The 17,923-nt window shown below is 71.2% G+C and carries 19 protein-coding genes, 3 tRNA genes and 1 pseudogene; 13 read left to right on the forward strand and 10 right to left on the reverse strand.

All coding sequences use genetic code 11. The features are described from left to right. On the reverse strand, positions 1 to 1,284 hold a 1,284-nt coding region (locus tag ASE44_RS08665; protein ID WP_082456066.1), incomplete at its 3' end, for a M23 family metallopeptidase. 291 nt (positions 1,285 to 1,575) lie between these two features. On the opposite strand from ASE44_RS08665, the gene ASE44_RS08670 reads away from it, so the two are divergent. The 9 genes and pseudogenes from ASE44_RS08670 (at position 1,576) to ASE44_RS18460 (ending at position 6,311) form a co-directional block, all read left to right on the forward strand. Then, positions 1,576 to 1,651: transfer RNA gene (locus ASE44_RS08670), tRNA-Glu, on the forward strand. A gap of 117 nt (positions 1,652 to 1,768) precedes the next feature. Further along, positions 1,769 to 1,842: transfer RNA gene (locus ASE44_RS08675), tRNA-Asp, on the forward strand. A 78-nt stretch (positions 1,843 to 1,920) separates the two neighbouring features. After that, positions 1,921 to 1,993: transfer RNA gene (locus ASE44_RS08680), tRNA-Phe, on the forward strand. A gap of 186 nt (positions 1,994 to 2,179) precedes the next feature. Continuing rightward, positions 2,180 to 2,632: a hypothetical protein gene (locus ASE44_RS08685; protein WP_056778960.1), complete on the forward strand. Its 453-nt coding sequence runs from the start codon at positions 2,180 to 2,182 to the stop codon at positions 2,630 to 2,632. A gap of 141 nt (positions 2,633 to 2,773) precedes the next feature. Next, positions 2,774 to 4,045 (forward strand): HNH endonuclease signature motif containing protein, encoded by a 1,272-nt coding sequence (locus ASE44_RS08690; protein ID WP_082455913.1) that lies wholly within the window; start codon positions 2,774 to 2,776, stop codon positions 4,043 to 4,045. A 318-nt stretch (positions 4,046 to 4,363) separates the two neighbouring features. After that, positions 4,364 to 4,822 carry a hypothetical protein gene (locus ASE44_RS08695; RefSeq protein WP_056778966.1) on the forward strand — a complete coding sequence of 153 codons (459 nt, stop codon included), beginning with the start codon at positions 4,364 to 4,366 and terminating at the stop codon, positions 4,820 to 4,822. Positions 4,823 to 4,886: 64 nt separating this feature from the next. Then, entirely contained in the window at positions 4,887 to 5,486 is a 600-nt protein-coding gene (locus tag ASE44_RS08700; protein ID WP_056778970.1) for a TetR-like C-terminal domain-containing protein, read from the forward strand. Continuing rightward, positions 5,483 to 5,896, forward strand: a pseudogene (locus tag ASE44_RS08705) (arsenate reductase ArsC); the annotation flags it as partial. The gene ASE44_RS08700 and the pseudogene ASE44_RS08705, both read left to right, overlap by 4 nt. Before the next feature lie 274 nt (positions 5,897 to 6,170). Further along, positions 6,171 to 6,311 carry a hypothetical protein gene (locus ASE44_RS18460; protein WP_157579830.1) on the forward strand — a complete coding sequence of 47 codons (141 nt, stop codon included), beginning with the start codon at positions 6,171 to 6,173 and terminating at the stop codon, positions 6,309 to 6,311. 41 nt (positions 6,312 to 6,352) lie between these two features. Here the strand turns inward: ASE44_RS18460 and ASE44_RS08710 are convergent, their stop codons facing one another. From ASE44_RS08710 to ASE44_RS08730, 5 genes are read right to left on the reverse strand one after another with little or no spacing between them, the layout of a single operon-like run. After that, positions 6,353 to 7,114, reverse strand: a complete 762-nt coding sequence (locus ASE44_RS08710) for a GH25 family lysozyme (RefSeq protein WP_056778972.1) — start codon at positions 7,112 to 7,114, stop codon at positions 6,353 to 6,355. Positions 7,115 to 7,174: 60 nt separating this feature from the next. Next, the gene (locus ASE44_RS08715; RefSeq protein ID WP_056778977.1) at positions 7,175 to 8,257 is read right to left on the reverse strand and encodes a sulfate/molybdate ABC transporter ATP-binding protein; all 1,083 of its coding nucleotides are present in this window, start codon (positions 8,255 to 8,257) and stop codon (positions 7,175 to 7,177) included. Beyond that, on the reverse strand, positions 8,254 to 9,096 hold the full coding sequence (locus ASE44_RS08720) for an ABC transporter permease (protein WP_056780984.1): 843 nt from the start codon (positions 9,094 to 9,096) through the stop codon (positions 8,254 to 8,256). The genes ASE44_RS08715 and ASE44_RS08720 overlap by 4 nt, the downstream gene beginning before the upstream one ends. Positions 9,097 to 9,100: 4 nt before the next feature. Continuing rightward, positions 9,101 to 9,916, reverse strand: a complete 816-nt coding sequence (gene modA / locus ASE44_RS08725; protein WP_056008461.1) for a molybdate ABC transporter substrate-binding protein — start codon at positions 9,914 to 9,916, stop codon at positions 9,101 to 9,103. Then, on the reverse strand, positions 9,913 to 10,317 hold the full coding sequence (locus ASE44_RS08730) for a molybdopterin-binding protein (protein WP_056008464.1): 405 nt from the start codon (positions 10,315 to 10,317) through the stop codon (positions 9,913 to 9,915). Before ASE44_RS08730 ends, modA begins: the two co-directional genes overlap by 4 nt. Before the next feature lie 125 nt (positions 10,318 to 10,442). Between ASE44_RS08730 and ASE44_RS08735 the strand changes: the two genes are divergently transcribed. After that, positions 10,443 to 11,090: an SGNH/GDSL hydrolase family protein gene (locus tag ASE44_RS08735; RefSeq protein WP_056778979.1), complete on the forward strand. Its 648-nt coding sequence runs from the start codon at positions 10,443 to 10,445 to the stop codon at positions 11,088 to 11,090. A gap of 26 nt (positions 11,091 to 11,116) precedes the next feature. Here ASE44_RS08735 and ASE44_RS08740 read toward each other — a convergent pair whose 3' ends face one another. Both ASE44_RS08740 and coaBC read right to left on the reverse strand, forming a co-directional pair. Beyond that, positions 11,117 to 12,430, reverse strand: a complete 1,314-nt coding sequence (locus tag ASE44_RS08740) for a M23 family metallopeptidase (RefSeq protein WP_056778982.1) — start codon at positions 12,428 to 12,430, stop codon at positions 11,117 to 11,119. A 64-nt stretch (positions 12,431 to 12,494) separates the two neighbouring features. Beyond that, on the reverse strand, positions 12,495 to 13,748 hold the full coding sequence (gene coaBC / locus ASE44_RS08745; protein ID WP_056778984.1) for a bifunctional phosphopantothenoylcysteine decarboxylase/phosphopantothenate--cysteine ligase CoaBC: 1,254 nt from the start codon (positions 13,746 to 13,748) through the stop codon (positions 12,495 to 12,497). Positions 13,749 to 13,828: 80 nt separating this feature from the next. On the opposite strand from coaBC, the gene ASE44_RS08750 reads away from it, so the two are divergent. The 3 genes from ASE44_RS08750 to ASE44_RS08760 all read left to right on the forward strand — a co-directional run bounded on the left by ASE44_RS08750 (position 13,829) and on the right by ASE44_RS08760 (position 16,764). After that, positions 13,829 to 14,578, forward strand: a complete 750-nt coding sequence (locus ASE44_RS08750; protein WP_056778986.1) for an NRDE family protein — start codon at positions 13,829 to 13,831, stop codon at positions 14,576 to 14,578. 86 nt (positions 14,579 to 14,664) lie between these two features. Next, a complete protein-coding gene (locus tag ASE44_RS08755; protein ID WP_056778989.1) occupies positions 14,665 to 15,570 on the forward strand; it encodes a LysR family transcriptional regulator in 906 nt (301 codons plus the stop codon). Positions 15,571 to 15,774: 204 nt separating this feature from the next. Beyond that, positions 15,775 to 16,764, forward strand: coding sequence for an MBL fold metallo-hydrolase (locus tag ASE44_RS08760; RefSeq protein WP_056778992.1), 990 nt, complete (start codon positions 15,775 to 15,777; stop codon positions 16,762 to 16,764). A gap of 9 nt (positions 16,765 to 16,773) precedes the next feature. Here the strand turns inward: ASE44_RS08760 and ASE44_RS08765 are convergent, their stop codons facing one another. Both ASE44_RS08765 and ASE44_RS08770 read right to left on the reverse strand, forming a co-directional pair. Then, positions 16,774 to 17,256 (reverse strand): hypothetical protein, encoded by a 483-nt coding sequence (locus tag ASE44_RS08765; protein WP_157579832.1) that lies wholly within the window; start codon positions 17,254 to 17,256, stop codon positions 16,774 to 16,776. Positions 17,257 to 17,395: 139 nt separating this feature from the next. Further along, a complete protein-coding gene (locus tag ASE44_RS08770) occupies positions 17,396 to 17,911 on the reverse strand; it encodes a DUF427 domain-containing protein (protein WP_056008488.1) in 516 nt (171 codons plus the stop codon). Positions 17,912 to 17,923 lie beyond the last annotated feature (12 nt).

Below are 17,923 nucleotides of genomic sequence, written 5' to 3' on the forward strand. Positions count from 1 at the left end.
TGCGCCGCGGTCGGCCATGAACGGCTGGGCGTCGATCGCGTTGCCGTTGATGCGGACCTCGAAGTGCAGGTGGCAGCCGGTGGAGGCGCCGGTCGTGCCGACGTAGGCGATGACCTGCCCCGCGGAGACCTGGTAGCCGACACCGACCTGGATGCCGCCGTCCACGATGTGCGCGTAGCCGGTCGAGACACCCGATCCGTGGTCGATGAGGATGAAGTTGCCGTAGGTGCCGTACCACCCGGCATAGGTCACCGTGCCGGAGGTCGCCGCGTAGATCGGGATCCCGCACCCGCCCGCGATGTCCGTACCCCGGTGGAAACTGCCCGAGCTGCCACCGCCGGTGGAGATCGGGTCGCGATAGCCGTAGGTGCCGGAGATGCTGCCGGACGCCGGGATGGCCCAGCCCTGGCTGCTGAGCTGACCGCCATCGGCGCTCTGCCCTCGGGCCGCAGCCTCGGCTGCGGCCTTCGCCTTCGCCGCGGCCACGCCGGCCTCGTAGTCCTGGACCGTCTTGGCCGTGGTGTCCTGCAACGCCGTCAACTGCGCGTTGAGCGTGACGATCAGCTCCTGGTTCTGCTCCAGCTTCGCCGCCGCCGCGGACGCCGCCTCCTGCGCGGCCTGCATGGCGGCCTGCGCGGCCTGCCGCAGCGACTCGCGTTCGTCGCGGGCGACGCCTGCCTGCTCACCGAGCGCCGCTGCGGTGTTCCGCGCGGCGACGGCCTGCTCGTAGACACCGTTGCTGTGCTCGGCGACCTGGTTCATGTTGCCGAGCTTCGACAGGAGGTCGGTCGCGCCCTTGCTCTCCCCGTCGAGGAAGAGGCTCAGGCTGAGGTCGGCACCACCGGAGCGGTACAGCTGGGAGGCGACCCGACCGGCCTGCTTGGTGGCCGTGTCGGCTTCGGTGGTCTTCGCGTCGGCCTGGGCCTGGATCGCGGTCGCACGGGCGTCGGCCTCGAAGAACGCCTCTTCGGCCGCCTGGAACTCGGTTCCGCGCTTCTCGGCCTCGTCCTGGGCCACCTGCAGTTCGTCCTGCAACTGGACGATGAAGTTCTTGATGTTCGTGACCTCGGCGGCCTTCGCAGCCTCGTTGCCCTTCGCCGCCTGGACGTCGTCCCACGAGGGGTAGTCGGCTGCCGAGGCGGGTCCCGCGATGCCGAAGGATCCGACGATCGCGAGGGACATCACGACCGCGGCGGCGAGGCGTCCGCGCCAACGGGCGGAGGACACCGTCCCGGCGGTCGTCGTCCGGCCTCGGCGCGAGGCACCGGGAAGTCTCTTGCTCATGAAGTACGGCCCATCTCGGTTCGCTGCAGTCACATCGGTCACATCTGTACCACTGTCCACGGTACCCCCGGAGGGGTGGGGACAGCCCTCGGACACCCCGCGCGGCGCGGCCGGCCGGGCATGGTGCCACGCCCGAGGCTAACCCCGGCGATGTACGGCTCAGCGGTCATTCGGCGCCTGTCGCGAGATCCGCCGTCGAGCCACGCGCAGGGCCGCGGGAACCCGATTTTGGATTCCGGGGTTTCATCCGTATGCTTGTCGCTCGGTAGTCATGAAGCTTCAGGGCTTCGCGGCCCTATCGTTTAGCGGCCTAGGACACCGCCCTTTCACGGCGGCAGCACGGGTTCGAATCCCGTTGGGGTCACCACCGACTACTGGAAAAGCAGCCGCTCAGATTCAGGTATAGTGAGTCTGCGCGACTGCGAGAAGCACCGAGCAACACCAGCATCACCGCAGTTCGTATCATCACCAATTCAACATGTATGGCCCTGTAGCGCAGTTGGTTAGCGTGCCGCCCTGTCACGGCGGAGGTCGCGGGTTCAAGTCCCGTCAGGGTCGCAAAAGGTCGGAAGCCCTCTCGCAAGGGAGGGCTTCTGCTTTTGAGACATCGTCGCCGTTCGTGCAGCTGATGTACTCGGCTCTGTAGCTCAGTTGGTAGAGCGCACGACTGAAAATCGTGAGGTCACGGGATCGACGCCCGTCGGAGCCACGGAACCCCCACCTAGCTTCTACATGGTGGGGGTTCTTTTTTTGCCCGGCCGGCTGCCCGGCCCGCCGAGGCCCGACACGATTTGCCACGCCCGTCCACGGTGACCAGACTCGCAGCGTGGAATCGAGACCGTCACGCCGAGCAACCAGCCGCACGCGGCGACCGACCGTCCGCCGAGCACACCGGGTGGCCGTCTCCGTCCTCGGCGTGCTGCTGAGCGCCTCGCTCGTCTCCTGCTCCGATACGCAGTACGGACTGCCTGCCGAAGAAGCCGTCGGCACGTGGCGCAGCGGAGACACCCGGCTCGAGCTGGCCGACGACGGAACCTTCGACGCCACCGCCTGGCCCTCGGAGGTGCAGTGCAGCTTCGACGAAGACCCACGCGACAACGACGTGATCGACTTCTCCGGGACATGGGTCGTGGACAACGAGGGAACCAACCGGGACCTCGTTCTGCGGCCCGACGACGGCGCTTGCGAAACGTCATCGATCACCTCCAGCGTGCGGAGCGACGACGATCTCGCTCGCCTGTGCATCCACACCCGCGGGTCCCTGTCCGGCCCGGCCGAGAACTTCTTCACCCTCTATCAGGGTGATCCGCCGGAGATCGAGGATCCGGATCGCTGCCTGAACTACTAGCCGGCACGGGCTCAGTGGACCTGCGGGCAGACCTGTCTCGCTTCCCCGCTCCCTGAGCCTGCCGAAGGGACCTCCGAAGAACATCCACCACCGGTGCCACTCAGCATCTGGAATGTCAGTGGTCCATGGTGGACTTGATCCATGACCGAGAGCACCACTTCCGCAGTTCGAGCTGGCGACGAGTACGCCATGCAGCTCGCGGAGTTCTCGGACGCTTTCGCAGACATCCACCGCCGGCGCGCGGCCCTGGACGCCGAGGAGGCCCGCCTCCTGGCCCGCTCGGCGGCGTATGCCGATGCCCTCGCCGACTCCGTGGTCCCGGCCGTGTACCCGCCCGCGGAACGGCAGGCCCTCTCACGTCGCTCGACCTGTGCTGCCCTTGCGATGGCGGCGCGGACACCTGAGCAGACGGTCCAGCGGGCGACCAACGACGCGGAGCGCCTCGTGAACGAGGCACCTGCCGTGCTCGCTTCGCTCGAGGCCGGACGCATCTCCGCCCGACACGCGCAGACGATCACGGACCAACTCTGCGACGTGCCGACAGCGGGCCGGGCGGCGTTCCTGGAGGCGGTGTTGCCGGTCGCGGAGCAGTTGACCAACGCCAGCCTCCGCAAGCGCGCCCGTGTCCTCCGCGAACGACTCCACCCTGAGTCGATCACCGCCCGCACCATCCGCTCGGAGGCCGACCGCCGGGTGGAGTTCGAGCCCGCCGCGGACGGTATGGCGTGGGTGCACTTGTTCACGACCGCGCCGATCGCGCAGGGCATCGTCGAGCGCGTTGAAGCAGCGGCCGCGGAGTCACGCGCCGCCGGCGACACCCGCACCTGCGGACAACTGCAGGCCGACGCCCTCGCGGCACTGGCCCTCACCGGCGTGACCCCGCAAGATGTCATGTCGAGCCCGGTGCTCCCGCACCCGATCGAGGTCCAGGAGCACATCACGCCCACCGTGCAGATCACCGTCCCCGCGCTCAGCCTGGCCGGCGTCTCTGATGCGCCAGCGACCCTCGACGGATACGGCCCGATCGACCCGGAGACGGCCGCCCGGCTCGCGGTGAACGCGCCCAGCCTGACCCGGATCCTGGTCCAGCCGGAAACCGGCGCCGTCCTCTCAGTTGGGCGGAAGCAGTACCGCGTGCCGGCCGATCTCCAACGGGCGGTGCGCCTCCGGGACGGCACCTGTCGCGCACCCGGCTGCGGCAGGCGCGCGCGGGCCTGCGACTTGGATCACTCGCTCGCGTGGGAAGACGGCGGGGCGACGGACGTCGGGAATCTCGCGTGCTTGTGCCGACATCACCACCGGATGAAGCACCTTCCCGGATGGAACCTCGACCACGGGCCCGGTGGTGTCCTGGACTGGACGACACCCGACGGGAAACATCATCGGACGGAACCCGATCCCGCACCGTTCTGACCACCTCCGGTCCCCGAGCGTGTCGGAGGGTTCTTCGTGGGCACTTCGACAAGCTCAGTGATCGGAGGAGATTCACGGGGCGCGCTTCGGTCCCTGAGCTTGTCGAAGGGTTTCTCGTGCGCACTTCGACAAGCTCAGTGACCGGGGACGCACTCAGCGACCGGCAGCGGTTCACCGGACACACTCCGGTCCCTGAGCCTGTCGAAGGGCAGTCGGGGTGCGCCCGCTCGGTGCGCGCAAGGACCGTGCCCGGCTGACATCGTGCACCTCCATTCGCAAGCCCCAGACATCCAGCTTCGATCGAGACAGACTGGTGGCATGAGTTCTGCAGACGACCGCACCACCGACGGACCCGACGACGCCCACCAGATCCCGGACGGCGTCGACGACGCGACTGTGGAAGCGGTCGGCAAGGTGACCGAGGCGCTCGAGGTGGTGGAGCAGGCACGCGGCATGCTCTACGGCTTCCACCGTCTCACCGGCAAGGCGGACCTCGCGCTGGGCGAAGCAGCCGATGCCCTCCGCGACGCCGGGCACACCGAGCTCGCCGATCGCATCGATCGTGAGCTCGTCGGGCGGAACGTCATCGACGGACGCTGGACGTTCCAGATCGTCGAGGACTACGACGGCAACTACTGGGAGCCGTTCCGCACGCTCGAGGCACACGTGCGCGATGAACTCGCCGGCGGGCGCCGCCACCTCGCGGAAGCCGCCATGAAGGAGGACCGCCGCACCCACGGCGCTCCACACCACGAGGCGACGCCACCCACCGTCTGACGCCAGCCCGGAGGCGCCGGCGGCCGTCCCAGCACAGCCCCGGCAAGCGGTTAGGCTCGATCCGATGACCGACACACCTGTCTCCCGGACGAAGTTCTCCCGCCAGCTGGTGATCGTCGGAGCCGCCGAGTTCGCCGACGCGTACGGAGCCGACGCACTCACGCTCGCCGCCCTGGCCCGACACCTGGGCACCTCGGCGCCCGCGCTCCTCAAGCACGTGCGGAGCACCGAGGACCTGCGAGCCGCCGTCGCGTCCCTCGCACTGGCCCACCTCGCCAGCAGCATCGACATCGCGACGAGTGGCCTCGGCGGGACGCCGGCGCTCACCGCGCTGGCCGAGACCTACCGTCGCTTCGCCCTCGCCTACCCCGGCCGGTACACGCTCGCCTTCTCGACGACCGACGTCCGGACCGCCACCGGTGACCCCGCCGATCGGGAACTCGTCCTCCTCGTCGAACGGACCCTCGCCGGACGCGGGCTCGACAGCGTCGCGATGACCGACGCCGGGAGGATCGTCCGCGCGGCTCTCCACGGCTTCGTGTCCCTCGAGCTCGTCGGCGGCTTCACCCGCGGTGCCGAGCCCGGCGCGAGCTACGCTGTCCTCGTCGAGCTGCTCGACCGTTCGTCCGCGCTCGGATCACGCCACCTCCAGGAGACGCCATGACCATCGACCCGACCACCCCGACGACTCCGACTGTCCTCTTCGTCTGCGTGCACAACGCCGGACGCTCCCAGATGGCGGCCGGCTTCCTGGGCGCGCTCGCCGGCGACCGGGTCGAGGTGCTCTCGGCGGGCAGCGAACCCAAGGACCGCATCAACCAGGTCGCCGTCGAAGCGATGGCGGAGCACGGTATCGACATCACGGCCGCCGTCCCACACATCCTCACCACGGAAGCGGTGCGGGCGTCGGACGCGGTGATCACCATGGGCTGCGGCGACGCCTGCCCGATCTTCCCCGGCAAACGCTACGAGGACTGGGAACTCGAGGATCCGGCGGGGCAGGGCATCGACGCCGTCCGGCGCATCCGCGACGACATCGAGGAACGCATCGCGGCCCTGTTCGTCGAGCTGGTCCCCACCGAGACGTCCGAGTTCCCGACCTCGATCGGGTCGGTCGCAGGCAGGGCGCTGTCCGCTCACGGGTTCACCCGGTTCGAGCAACTCACCAGGGTCTCCGCCGCGGCGCTCGCCCGCATCCACGGCGTGGGTCCGACGGCCATCGACGTCCTGACCGCAGCACTCGAAGCCCGCTCGCTCGCCTTCGCCTCCTGAGCGCGATCGTCGGCAGCCGCCCGGCGTCGGCCCGCAACCCCATTGCTCAGCGCGACACCCGTCGTATCGTGGTCGTATGAGCAGGCACGCAGCGAACGACGACCGCATCCCCGAGGACACCGAGACCACCGAGGACTCCATCGAGCAGGAGGTCGACGGTGAGGACACGTTCCTCCCCGTCGCCGAGCCGACCTCAGGCCCCGCCCCCGCACCGTAACCCGAGGCACCGTCACCTGAGCCGCCGGTGGAACGTGCGGCTCAGGGGCGGACGAGCGCTCGGAGGTCTTCCAGGGAGCCGTCGAAGACGTTCACATCGATGAACTCCTCCTTGCCGACGTAACCGTCCAGGCGTTCCCGGCTGGTGTACTGCCACAGGTCCCACGCCCGCCCGTCCGACAGGACCGGTGGTGTGACGACCGAGCGGATCCAGAGCGGGTTCCGCTCGTACGCACCCGCGAGGAACGCGTCGGAGTACCGCATGGTCGCGTAGATGATCGGCGGTTGCCCGTAGTGCTCCTCGAGTGCCGCGAGGAGCGGGTCGAGGACGGCCGCGACCCGCTCAGCACTGGGAGGCGTCCGGCAGTAGTCGGCGTAGCACTCGAGATCGATGGTGATCGGCAGCGCCCCTGCGGTGACGGGGACGGTGTCGAAGATGTTCTGCGCCTGCGTCTCGGCCGGGCTGTCGAAGCTCAGGAAGTGGTACGCCCCGACGAGCAGGCCGGTCTTCTCGGCCCCCCGCTGCGCGCCCGCCCAGTTCGCGGCGAACCGTTCGTCCTGATCGCCTGATCCCTCGGTCGCCTTCATGATCGCGAACTCGATGCGCTGAGCCGCGAGGACATCCCAGTCGATCTCGCCCTGATACGAGGAGACGTCGACCCCTCGCACCGCGTACGAGGCGGCCAGGATGGCGTTCGGCCGCACGAGCCCCATGGCGATGAGCGCCACGCAGACCACGCCGATCGCGAGCGTGCCGGCCGCCCCGACGACGAGCGGCCACCAGCGTCTCCAGAATCGGTTCATCGACTCACTGTGTCACGTCTCGGCCGGTCACCTCGACGTCGTGCCCCGGCGCGTGATGGGTCACCGCGGATACAGGACGGCGGCCTGCGGGTCGACGACGAGGTCCACGGGATCACCGGTGGACCACCCGGCCGAGGCGAGCGCCGGCACCGTGACGTCGGCCGCGAGGAGTTCCGTGCGGATTCGGACGACGTCACCGCGCGGTTCGAGGTCGGTGATGACCGCCCGGACGGCGCCGCCACCGGGAGCCTCGTCGGCGTCGAACACCTCCACCCGCGACGGCCGGAACGCGCAGGCGACGGCGGCCCCGAGCGGCATGGGCTCCCCCTCGATGACCGGGCCGACCGCGACCTCCGTCCCGTCGACCAGCCGGAGCCCGCTCCGCGTCCGCACGCCCGTCAGGAGGTTCAGGCCGGCGAGGTCGGCGGTGAACGCACTCCGCGGCCGCTCCAACACCTCCGAGGTCGGCCCCTGCTCGACGATGTGCCCGGCGTCGAGCACGACGACCCGATCGGCGAGGGTGTACGCGTCCAGCACCTCGTGGGTCACGAGCAGGGTCGTGCGTCCGCGCAACTGTTCGCGGAGCATGCGACGCAGCTGCGGGGCGACCGAGGCGTCGAGCGCGGCCATCGGTTCGTCGAGGAGGAGCAGCGCGGGATCCGGCGCGAGCGCCCGGGCGAGCGCCACGCGTTGCGCCTGACCGCCGGACAGCTCGGCGGGTCGGCGGTCCTCGAGGTGGGACGCCTCCACCGAGGCCAACCGCCTCCGGGCGATGTCGCGCGCCTCGCCGCGCGACATCCCGGCGACGAGCGGCCCGTAGGCGACGTTGTCGAGCACGGTCCGGTGCGGGAAGAGCAGCGCCTCCTGGGCGAGCAGTGAGACACCTCGCCGGTGGGGCGGGAGCCAGCGCTCACGCCCGGCCTCACCCACCCGGAACAGTTCACGACCGCCGAGCGTCGCCAGCCCGGTGTCCGGCCGCAGGAGACCCGCGAGGACGGCGAGCAACGTGGACTTACCGGCGCCGTTCGGTCCGAGCACGGCGACGGTCTCACCGGGGGCGAGCTCGACGGCGACGTCCCAATCGCGGGCGCGCACGGTCGCCCGCAGGCTGAGCAGTGAACCGCCACGCTCCGCCGGGATCATCGATCGGCTCCGACGACGGGTCGCGGAGACGGGCGCCGCCCATGAACCGGACGTCGCGTCACCGCTCCACGGGCACCGGCGACCCCGACGACGAGGACGGCCACCACGACGAGGACGAGCGACAGGGCGACCGCGGCGTCCGGATCGGTCTCGCGCTGCAGGTAGATCTCGAGCGGGAGCGTGCGGGTCACGCCCTGCAGACTCCCCGCGAAGGTGAGCGTGGCGCCGAATTCGCCGAGCGCCCGCGCGAACGAGAGGATGGCGCCCGAGACGATGGCGGGCGCCAGGAGCGGCAGCGTGACCGTCCGGAAGACCGTGGTCGGCCGCGCACCGAGCGTCGCCGCGACCGCCTCGTAGCGGGCGCCGCTCGTGCGGATCGCACCCTCGAGACTCAGCACGAGGAACGGGAGCGCGACGAAGGTCTGGGCGAGGACCACGGCGGTCGTCGAGAACGCGATGCTGAGCCCGGCGTCGGCGAGCGCTGGGCCGAGCAGGCCGAGCCGGCCGAAGGTGTAAAGCAGGGCGATGCCGCCGACGACCGGGGGAAGCACGAGCGGGAGGAGGACGAGCGACCGCAGGAGCCGCTGGCCCGGGAACCGTGTGCGGGCGAGGACGAGCGCGAGCGGCACGCCGAACAGGACGCAGAGTGCCGTCGCGATGAGCGAGGTCCGCAGACTCAGGCCGAGCGCCGCGACCGAGGACTCCGAGGTCACGAGGGCGCCGAAGTCCGCCCAGTCGACCCGCAGCACGATCGCGACGAGCGGGAGCAGCACGAACGCCGCTCCGACCGCCGCGATGACGACAACCCAGCGGGGCACCCCCGAGCCCTGGTTCCTCATGCGGTCACGGCGCGCCGAAGCCGGCGTCGGCGAGCACACGCTGCCCGTCGGCGCTCACGACGAAGGCGGCGAAGGCTGCGGCGAGCGCGGGGTTCGCGCTGCCGGCGAGCGGCGCGATCGGATAGGTGTTGACGGCCTTCGAGGACTCGTCGAAGGCGATGCCGCGCACCGCGTCGCCGGCCGCGATGACGTCGGTCACGTAGACCAACCCGGCGTCGGCCTCCCCCGAGGTCACCTTGCCGAGGACGTCGGTGACCGACGACTCCTCACTGACCGGGCTCAGCGCGACACCCGTGGCCTCCTCGACGGCTACGGTGGCCGCGCCGCACGGCACCTGCGGCGCGCACACGACCGTCTTGACGCCGGGGCGGGCGAGGTCGGCGAAGGTCTGCACGTCGGCGGGGTTCGTCGGCGGGACGGCGATCTGCAGGACGTTGGTGGCGAAGTCGACCGGGTCGCCCTCGACGAGGTCGGCGTCGACCAGCTTCGACATGTTCTTCTCGTCCGCCGAGGCGAACACGTCGCCGGGGGCACCGTTCGTGAGTTGCGTGACGAGGTCGGACGATCCGGCGAAGGTGAGCTCGACGCTCGTGCCGGGGTGCGCCTGCTCGAAGTCCGCCGCGAGCGTCGTGAAGGTCGTCTTGAGGGACGCCGCGGCGTACACCGTGATGGAGCCGCTGAGCTCGTCCGCCGTAGCTGAGCCGCTCGGTGTCGGCGCCGTCGCTGGCGCAGCGCAGGCGGATGCGGTGAGCAGGATCCCGATGCCGAGGGCCACGGCGCTGAGCAGTCGGGTGGAGCGACGGGGTGCGGTGCGGTTCATGCCTGCGCCTTCGGGGTCTCGATGAGGACCGTCGTGGCTTTCACGACGGCGATGGCTGTGGAGCCGAGTTCGAGGCCGAGTTCGCGCACGGCCTCACTGCTCATGAGCGACACGACGCGGTGCGGTCCGCACTGCAGTTCCACCTGCGCCATGACCGTGTCCATCGTGATGTCCGTGACGATGCCGACGAAGCGGTTCCGTGCGGAGCGTCCGATCTCCGAGGGGTCGACGGGGAGGACGGCGTTCTGTCGGGCCAGCCGCGCGAGCGACAGCCCATCGACGACCGCGCGGCCGGCGTCGTCCTTCGCGCTCACGAGCGCGCCCTGGTCGATCCAGCGGCGGACGGTGTCGTCACTGACCCCGAGGAACAGGGCGGCGTCTCGGATACGGATCTGCGGCATGGAGTCAGGCTAGTGCACGCATCCACGCCTGATCGCCGTAGTCTCGTCCGCATCCGCGTTCCCGGCCGCCCGTCGCGTACCGATGCGGCGACCCTCCGCGACGACGACCGCTCCGAAGCACCCGCATGAGATCACGACTGCTCGCCGCCGCCGCGGTGCTCGCCCTGGCCGCCGGGCTCACCGGATGCGCCCAGTCCGACGACGACGGCCCGGTCGTCGCCTTCTATGGAGACTCCTACACGCTCGGCACCGGCGCGAGCGACCCGGCGAACCGGTGGTCGACGGTGATCAGCGAAGAACGAGGATGGCGAGAGTTCAACCCGAGCGTGAACGGCCTCGGCTTCATCAACCACCGCGACCGCTTCGGTGACGACAGCGGCGATCTGCCCTCGCTCATCATCGCCGAACGCCCCGAGATCGTCTTCGTGACGATGGGGCTCAACGACGCGTTCAGCTTCGACCAGTCGGCCGATCGGATCCACGAGCAGATCGACGCCGACCTGCACCGCTTGCGCGACGCCCTGCCGGACGCGCGCTTCATCGTCGTCGAGCCCTTCTGGTACACGGACGAGCGCCCGGCGGCGATCGAGACGATCATCGACTGGGTGGCCGAGGCCGCCGACGAGATCGACGCGGACACCGTTCCCGGAGCGTCGCACTGGATCGAGGGACACCCGGAGTGGATGGCCGCAGACGGACTGCACCCGAACGACGACGGTTACGCCGAGATGGCGCGCCGCATGGACGCGGAACTCGATCGCCTCGGCCTCTGAGGCGTCGCCCCGAGTGGTCTCGCCACTCAGCCCAGGCGGATGCCCCGGTCCGCCATGAACGGCACCGCGTCGACGCGGGAGCCGCCGATCCTGACCTCGAAGTGGACGTGGCAGCCGCTGGAGGCACCCGTCGATCCGACCAGGGAGATGTTCTGACCTGCGGACACCGACTGGCCTTCGCCGACGAGGATGCTGCTGTTGTGCGCGTAGCCGGTCATGACCCCGCCGCCGTGGTCGATGAGGACCCAGTTGCCGTAGGTCCCGAGCCACCCCGCGTAGACCACCTGGCCGGCGTTCGCGGCGTAGACCGCGCGACCGCACCCGGCTCCGATGTCGGTCCCGGAGTGGAACGCGTTGACGCCCGGCACGGGTCGCCCCGGTCGTGGTCCGTAGTTGTCGGTGATCCTGCCGGAGATCGGCAGCGCCCAGCCCTGACCGCCGACCGTACCTGAACTGGCACCGCCACCGCCGCCACCACCACCGCCGCCACCACCACCGGCGTTCGCTGCGGCGTTCGCGGCGGCTTCGGCAGCAACCCTCGCCGCTTCGGCTGCCGCGGCGGCCGCAGCTGCAGCAGCCGCTGCCGCCGCGCGCACCTCCTCGCCCTTGCGGTAGTCGGCTTCCGTGGCCGCGCGGTTCTCCTTGAGGACGATGAGCTGGGCCTCGAGCGTGGCGAGGTACTCCTGCTGATCCGCCACGGCGGTCTCGGCGTCCGCTCGGGCCGCGACCGCGTCACCGAGGGCGGTCTCGGCCGCCGCCGCGAGGTCGCCGAGCGCGGCTTCGGCGATGGTCGCCTGCTCGGTGAGGAGGGAGGCCGTGTTCGCGTCCGTCTTCGCGCGGTCGTAGGTCCCGTCGGTCGACTCGCTGAGCTTCGAGATCGTGCTCAGCCGGCCGAGGAGCGCCTCGGGTTCGTCGCCGTCCAGGAAGGCCGCGGTCGAGAGGTCCACGTTCCCGGACCGCAACCACGCGGCGACGAGCGCCCCTGCCTGCCGCTTGGACGTCTCGGCCACGGTCGTCGCGGCGACGGCCTGCTCACGGAGCGATACGGCACGGTAGCTGGCTTCGTCGACGGCGAGCTGCGCCGCCTCGTACTCGTCCGCGCGCAGCACCGCTTCCGCCTCGGCGAGCACTGCGGCGTTCTTGAGCTCCTGGACGAGGCCTTCGATCTGGACGATGGTCGACTGCTTCGACGTCTCGCTCGACCGGGCCGCCTCGACGTCCTCCCAGCTGGGGTACTCCGCAGCAGCGGCCGGTTGCGCGAGTCCCAGTGAGAGGACGATGACTCCGGCCAGGGTCGCGGCGATGGATGCGCGACGGCGCGCGGGACGGAGGCGTGGCATGGTGCCCATCGTGCCAGCGGTGAGCCCTGTTCGGGGGGAGGCTCGCCCAGCGGGCACGGCGGGTTCAGCGGCGGGCGAGCACGAGGTCGAGCACGCGGTCGGCGACGGCGCGCTTCGAGCCGGCCGCCTCACCGACGAGCTCGCCCTCCCGGTCGATCACGAGGACCTCGTTGTCGGGTGTGCCGAAGCCGTCGGTCCAACCGACGCGGTTGAGGACGAGGAGGTCGGCGCCCTTGCGGGCGATCTTGGCTCGACCGAGGGCCAGGAGCTCGTCGCGATCGGATGCGGTCTCGGCCGCGAAGCCGACGATGAGGCGGCCCGGCACGGCTGCCTCGGCGAGCCCCGCCAGGACGTCGGGGTTGCGCACGAGTCGCAGGGTCAGTTCGTCGCCGGTGTCGTCCTTCTTGATCTTGCGCTCGGCGATCTCGGCGGCCCGGTAGTCGGCGACGGCCGCCGCCATCACCACGACGCTCGCCTCCTTCGCCGCTGCGTCCATCGCGGTGGCGAGTTCCGCCGCGGTCCCGACGGGGACGACCCTGAGGCCGACGACACCGGCCGCCTCGGCCGCGACGTCCGCCTCGAGGTGCGCTGCGACGAGCACGACCTCGGCGCCGCGGGCGACGGCCGCCTGCGCGACCGCCAATCCCTGCCGGCCGCTCGAGCGGTTGCCGAGGAAGCGCACCGGGTCGAGCGGTTCGCGCGTGCCACCCGCGGAGACGACGACGCGATCGCCACGCAGGTCGCCGGCCGAGTCGCGGCCCTGCAGGAGCGCGAGTCCCGCCGCAACGATGTCCTCCGGCTCGCTCATCCGCCCCGGTCCCTCGTCGCCGCCGGTGAGTGCGCCGGTCTCCGGTCCGATGCAGGCGACGCCGCGCGAGCGCAGGAGGGCGACGTTCGCCGTCGTGGCCGGGTGCTGCCACATCTCGGTGTGCATCGCCGGGGCGAGAAGCACGGGTGCACGACTGGCGAGGATGGTGGTGCCGAGGAGGTCGTCGGACAACCCGGCCGCGAGCTTCGCCAGGGTGTTGGCCGTCGTGGGAGCGACGACGATGAGGTCCGCCCGCTGCCCGAGGGCGACGTGCCTGACCTCGGCGACGCCGTCGTACAGCGAGGTGGTGACGGGGTTCCGGCTGATCGCCTCGAGGGTGGGTAGCCCGACGAACCGCAGGGCGCTCTCGGTCGGGACCACGTGGACGTCGTGCCCGGCACGTACGAAGCCGCGCACCACGCCGACCGCCTTGTAGGCCGCGATCCCACCCGTGATGCCGACGACGACGGTGCGACGGTGCGCCCCGAGTGCTGCGTCCTGCGTGGTCATCTCGTCTCCTCGCCACCGGCGCTCCGGCGCGCGGTCCTCGTCTAGTCTGTCCTAGTCCGGCCGGCCGAGGAGGAACCCCCGTGTGCACCGTCATCATCGACTTCGAGCCGGGGCGCCCGTGGCCGATCGCTGTGCTCGGGCTCCGCGACGAGCAGCCGGGACGCGCCTGGGATCCACCCGGCTCCTGGTGGCCGGCGCTCGGTGACGGGGTCCGCGGCATCCACGACCGGGAGGCGGGTGGTGCCTGGTTGGCGACGAACCTCGACGCCGACGGCGGGCCGCGGGCGGCGGTCGTGCTGAACCGACGCGAGGACCTCCCGATGCCGGCGAGCGGGTGGGTCTCGCGCGGGGTACTCCCCCTGCAGGCCGTGACGACGGGGGTCGACGGCTCCGACGGCCGGATGGCCCGCTCGTGGAACCTCGTCGAGCTCCGCCCCGACCGCGTCGAGGTGACGAGCTGGGACGGCGCGTCGCTCCGCTCGGTCGAGGTGCCACCCGGTCTGCACGTCGTGACCCACGAGGGACCCGACCACCTCGACGTCCCCCGGGTGCGCCGGTGGCGGCCCGACTTCGTCGAGGCCCCGGCGCCGACCGGCCCGCTCGACGGCGCCACGGCCGCATCCTGGGAGCCCTGGTTGCAGACGCTGCGATCGACGACGCGCCTGCCGGCCGACGCGGACGAGGCCGTCGTGCGCATCGACGACCACGACGGCCTGCGACTCGCCTCGCTCTCCGTGACCGCCCTGTCCCTCGGCCCGCAGGGAGCGGTGCTGCGGAACGCCAGGCTCACCGAGCCGGGCCGACTCCCCGACACCTTCGTCTGGGAGTGACGCGGGGTCCTCGGACGAGCCACGGGCCCCCGATCGGACTGGCGGCCGTGTGGAGGGCGCCCAGGCCCGCTCGATACTGTTGCACCATGGCCCTGAACCCCGTGCGACTGCGACTGCTCGAGGCCTTCGACCGCCTCGGCACGATCCGTGCAGTCGGCCGCGAGCTCGACCTGAGCCCCTCGACGGTCTCCCAGCAGCTCTCCGTCCTCGAGTCGGAGACCGGCGCCGCCCTGCTGGAACGACGCGGCCGGACCCTCGCGCTGACACCGACCGGAGCACTGCTCGTGGAACGCGCCAGGGCGCTCCTCGCGCAGATGGACGCCATCGAGGTGGAACTGGCCGAGGTCGAGTCCGAGCCGTCCGGCCGCTTCCGCATCGCCGGCTTCGCGAGCGTCATCGCCCCGGTCCTCATCCCGGCCGCCCGCGCGCTCGCCCAGCAGTACCCGCGACTCGAGGTCGAACTCATCGAAGTCGAACCGCACGAGAGCACCACGGCCGTCCAACGCGGCACCTGCGACGTCGTCATCACGGTCGACCAGGAGGACGGCTTCCTCCTCGACCCCTCGGTGCACAGCGTTCCGCTCACCACGGACCCGCTCCTGCTCATCGCACCGCTCGACCACCCGCTCGCCGGGCGTGACATGGTGTCGTTCGCCGAGCTGCAGGCGGAGTCGTGGGCGCTCGACGCCCCGGGCACCTACCTCGGCGAACTCGTCCCGCTGCTGTGCCGACGCTCGGGCTTCGAACCCCGGGTGGTCGGACGGTTCACGAGCTACGAGGTCGTCATCGACCACGTCGCAGCAGGGCTGTCCGTCGCCGTCCTCCCCGACATCGCGATCGGCTCGCGCGCCGACGTCGTCCGCAAACCGATCTCGGGGATGAGCGAGCGGAAGATCATCGCGACGGCACGGAAGGGCTCACTGCAGCGTTCCGCCGTCGCCGCAGCGCTCGCAGCCATCCAGCGCGCGACGGACGAGGCCGTCGCGCGCTGAGCTCGACAGGCGAGCGGTCAGCCGTGGTAGCCCGACTTGGCCATCGCGACGAGCGCGCCGACCATGCCGATGCCGCCGAGGACGGTGATGAGGGCGATCACGCCGATGAGGATGTCGTTCACGGTCATGCACCCATCGTACTGAACCTCGCGGGAGCCACGACTAGGGTTGGTCCGTCCCCCGAACAGCACCCGGAGCACCCCCATGATCACCTCGTCGAGCGAATCGCAGGCCGCCGCCTTCCGTGAGGGACGGACGCCACCGACGGAACAGCTCGACGCGGACACGGTCGTCATCGCCGTTCCGACCACCGACCCCGGGAACCCCTTCACCCTCTGCTCGGTGCTCTTCGGCACGGACGGCCGCGCGATCGTCATCGACCCGGGAACCGACACCCCGGAGGGTCGGGAGCATCTCCTGCGTGAGCTCCGCGACGTCGGCGTCACCACCCTCACCGGCATCGTGGTGACCCACCTCCACCCCGACCACCTCGGCCTGGCCGGGGTCCTGCGGGAGGAACTGGCCGCGCCAGTCCTGATGCACCGGCTCGAAGACGAGGCGGCCGGTTCGACGCCGCCCGGCCCGGCCGAGCTGGCCGCGGCCCTGGACGCCTGGGGCGTCCCGGCCGACGACACGACCGTGCGCCCCTGGAGTGAGGGCGCCGCCGCGCCGGCAGGCCACCTCGGCGACACCCGTGCCGATCGGACGCTCGAGGACGGCGAGCTGCTGGCCCTCCCCGGTCGCACGGTCCGCGTCATCCACACGCCCGGGCACACCACGGGGCACCTCACGCTGCGCGACGAGGACCGCGGCTACCTGTTCACCGGCGACCACGTCCTCCCCACGATCTTCTCGGGCCTCGGGCTCGGTGCACGGACCGCCGAGAACCCCGTGACGGCCTATCTGTCCTCGCTCGACCGCGTCCGTGAGCACGACGGCGACCAGGTGATCCCGGGACACGGCTTCCGCTTCACCGGCCTCGCCGAGCGGTGCGACGAGTTGGCGGCCCATCACCTTCGTCGTGCGGACGAGGTGCGGTCGGTCCTTGCCGACGACCCCGATGCGGACGTCTGGACCATCGCCTCGCGCATCGGCTGGTCCGCCGGGTGGGACGCGCTGACGGGACTCCTGCGGGTGTCCGCGCTGACCCAGACCGACTGGCATCGGGCCCGCCTCCTGCAGCTCGCCGGCTGACGGCCACCCTCACCCGCCGGCGACACCTCGACGAGCCAGGGCACGCTCGAAGGCGTACAGGCCCCCGCCCGCTGCGCCGCCCGCGGCGAGGACGGCGAACGCGACGACCCCGATCGTCGAGCCGAGTCCGATGGGCGCCGCGATGAGGCCGCCGACGACCGAGACGAGCACGGCCGAACCCCCGCCGGCGATCCAGGCTCGACGGAGCGGAGCGCGTTCGCCCCAGTGGTCCAGCACGCCCAACGCGAGGAGCGCACCCACCGCCCCGACGGCGGCCAGCATGCCGCCGACGAGCCCACCGACGAGGACGGCGATGCCGCCGAGGTCGGCCGGGTGCGCGGAGACGGTCCCGACCGCCCCGAACAGTTGCGCGCCGGCGGCGATGACCGCGCCGACGACCGCACCACCACTCACGGCGAGTCCGAACAGTGGGACGACGCGCAGGAGGGACCACCCCGGGTCGACCGCTTCACCGAATGCGTCCATGGCCACGACCGCCTCCTGCACCCGAGCCTCGTCGTCGAGGCGTCCTGGCGCTCAGCGTGGCACGGGGTCGGCCCGCCACCCAGCCATTGCACGGCGGGTGGGACGGGTGTAGGAGCAGACGAGGCTGGCGTCCGAGGAGGAGGTGCTACCAGCCCATGGTGCCGGGGGCGCCCTTGAACGGTCCGATGATCCCCGGCGTGATCCACCCACCGTAGAAGTCGCCATCCTGGGCGTGCACCCGGACGCCGTCGACCTCGCAGGCCTCCATGCGCCCCGGGTAGACGGCGATCATGCCGAACAGGGGCGCGTAGCCCGAGCGCGGGTCCGGGTAGGTCCAGGCGGCCGCGGGCGCGACCTCGTCGCCCACCCGGACGTCGAGGTAATGGGCCTCACCCTTGAACTCGCACATGGTCGTGCCGTCGACCGGCACGAGGACGCCCGGCGTGAAGTCGGCGGCCGGCACGTAGTACACGGGCGGGTGACTCGTCTCGAGGACGCGGACCGCCGACGTCGACTCCGCGATGACGGTGCCGCCGAACCGGATGACCACGCGTTCGTCGCGGGGCTCGACCCGGGGCGGGCGCGGGTACTCCCAGACGGATTCCTCACCGGGTCCGGGCTGGACGGGGACGGGTCGGCGGGAGCGAGAGGAGTCGGGCATCGTCCCACTCTG

It is taken from the genome of Plantibacter sp. Leaf1 (genome assembly GCF_001421315.1).
Lineage (GTDB): Bacteria > Actinomycetota > Actinomycetes > Actinomycetales > Microbacteriaceae > Plantibacter.